Origin of the sequence: Streptomyces sp. NPDC051183, assembly GCF_040682455.1 — a bacterium.
In the GTDB taxonomy this organism is placed as follows: domain Bacteria; phylum Actinomycetota; class Actinomycetes; order Streptomycetales; family Streptomycetaceae; genus Streptomyces.
The window spans coordinates 1-1,657 of sequence record NZ_JBFBBA010000122.1 but is presented as its reverse complement, the minus strand read 5'-3'; the positions used below and the strand labels follow the sequence as shown (position 1 = coordinate 1,657).

Here is a 1,657-nt window from a genome sequence, read left to right as displayed (position 1 = left end):
AGAAGCCGTATCTCAACCGAACGTGATCGCTTGATTTCCGCTGGTCAGGCATGGTCCAGCTCGGAATGAGGGAGGCATGCGGCGTCTTGTTTCGGCTCGGTGATCGAGGGGTGCGCGATGGCGTCGGTGCTGGGAATGCTGGAGGAGCGGGAGACGGCGGCCCGGGTGCGGGTGGAAGGACTGCGGGAGGAAGCCGCGCGGCTGGCCGGGGTGTTGGAGGCCGCGGAGATCGAGCTGGACCGGCGGGTGATCGCGCGGGAGGAACTGGTCGAGGCCCTGGCCGCCTCGGCTGCCGAGACCACCGCCGTGACCGAGTCGGACGCGGAAACCGTGTCCTCACCTGCGCCGGTGCCGGGCTCGATCGTGCCGCCTTGGCGCGAAGGACTGCCGGTGACGGTGCTGGCGCCGGACTACCAGCGGATTCTCGGCGTGCTCGAAGAGCGGCAGCCCGCGGGCCAAGGGTCGCTGAAGGCCAGGGAGATCACGGCTCAGCTGGGCTTGGAGACAACGTCGGCGAAGGTCGAGGGGGTGCGCTCGAAGGCCCGGCGTCTGGCCGAGCGCGGGTGGCTCCGGCAGGAGACATCGGGGGCATTCAGCGTCGGCCGGCAGCCCGTGGCCGTGCCAGACGCCGGCTCATCCGCGTGACCATCGACCACCGGATCATCGCCTCGCTGCTGGCCGGCAACGTCTCGTAGTCCCGGGCCAGCCGGCGCGAATGCATCAGCCACGCGAACGTGCGCTCCACCACCCAGCGCCTCGGCAGCACCACGAACCCCTCCATACCGTCGGTGCGCTTGACGACCTGAAGGGTGAGCGCGAGTTTCTGACGGCACCAGTCGACCAGGCCGCCGGTGTAGCCGCCGTCGGCCCACACCAGGCAGATGTCACGGTGCAGGCGGCGCAGCCGGATCAGCAGGCCCACCGCGGCGTCGCGGTCGCCGATGTTCGCGGCGGTGACCGCGACGGCCAGGAGCAGACCGAGCGTGTCGGTCACGATGTGCCGTTTGCGGCCCGGCACCTTCTTCCCGCCGTCGTAGCCGCGTGAGGCGGCCGGCACCGTCGCGGCGGCCCGCACCGACTGCGCGTCGATGATCCCCGCCGTGGGCTCGGCCTCACGGCCCTCGCGTTCACGGACCTTCCCGCGCAGCCGGTCGTGGAACTCGGTGATCAGCCCGTGCTCGCGCCAGCGACGGAAGAAGGCGTAGACGCGGCCCCAGTCTGGGAAGTCGGCGGGCATCGCCCGCCAGGAGATCCCGCCCGCGACCAGGTAGCGGATCGCGTCCAGCAGCTGGCGGTGGCAGTAACCCTCGGGCTGCCCGCCTCTGCCCTGGAGCCAGGCCGGCACCGGCAGCAACGGCCGGATGGCCGCCCACTCCGCGTCCGTCATGTCCGACGGATACCGGCGCACCCGATCGGGATGATCGGCCGCGTTGCCGTACACGTGCGCGAGACAGTCACACGATGGAGCAGCCGAGTTGAACTGTACGGGCTCGAACGCGTACAACAACGACACCAGGGCCTCCCGGCATTGCTTGGTCAGATTCGCATCCCCGAGCTACCGAGAGGCCCTGTCTTCATGCGCGCACAACGGGAAGATCACCCCGGCGGGAAACCTGTTCGACCCGCACGTTCCATGATCGGTTGAGATACGGCTTCT

Annotated in this window: 2 protein-coding genes; one reads left to right on the top strand and one right to left on the bottom strand. The window is 69.8% G+C overall.

Going from position 1 to position 1,657, the window contains the following annotated elements; translation table 11 throughout:
- Window positions 1–117 precede the first annotated feature (117 nt).
- Window positions 118–645, top strand: a complete 528-nt coding sequence (locus tag AB0M99_RS37755; RefSeq protein ID WP_365928796.1) for a hypothetical protein — start codon at window positions 118–120, stop codon at window positions 643–645.
- Here AB0M99_RS37755 and AB0M99_RS37750 read toward each other — a convergent pair.
- Window positions 593–1,387, bottom strand: a complete 795-nt coding sequence (locus tag AB0M99_RS37750) for an IS5 family transposase (protein ID WP_365928794.1) — start codon at window positions 1,385–1,387, stop codon at window positions 593–595. The genes AB0M99_RS37755 and AB0M99_RS37750 overlap by 53 nt on opposite strands.
- Window positions 1,388–1,657 lie beyond the last annotated feature (270 nt).